General features: G+C 45.7%; 1 protein-coding gene. It reads right to left on the bottom strand.

The annotated features are described in order from the left end of the window. Positions 1 to 554: polysaccharide lyase family 7 protein (locus tag AB4585_RS26155; RefSeq protein WP_372171677.1), on the bottom strand; the 554-nt coding region annotated here is incomplete at both ends.

Raw genomic sequence — 554 nt, forward strand, 5'->3', positions numbered from 1 at the left:
CACTTAGATGCATCGCATAACTGATCGTCCAGCTCAAAGTCGTTATTGATAATCGCTCGAAAGTCCTTGGATGGCCCATCCCACTGCAACTTAATCAAAGCCTGCTTAATTCGGTAACCATGCACCTGACCAACAATCACCTTAGGTTCAGACACATTCGGATATTGTTCAACACGCAAAGTCGCTGAAAGATTGTGATTGGCTTTATCCGGGATAGCCCAGTTTTGTGCAGAAGCACTGCAACGACTCTCCGTATCATAATGATACAAGCCTCGAAGTTCGGATCTCGTATATTTCGTATTTGTAGTTGTCGCCACTCCTGCATCACCCAAGTCGGCAATAAAGTGAGTACGGCCACCTTCATGCGATACGTAGTAGGGGAGGGTAGTATCAGCAGTCAGTGTATCTTTCCCAGCACAATCAGCAGGAATTAATTCTGCTGCCGAGTCGCGATCATTTAAGTCGCTACCCACTCCAAAATGCTCTTTATAGTAAGACTCGCTAACTGGAAGCGTAATCTTCCATTGATTAATATCCCAACCTGCTACAGCACC

Source organism: Vibrio sp. 10N.222.49.C9, from assembly GCF_041474985.1.
GTDB lineage: Bacteria > Pseudomonadota > Gammaproteobacteria > Enterobacterales > Vibrionaceae > Vibrio > Vibrio crassostreae_C.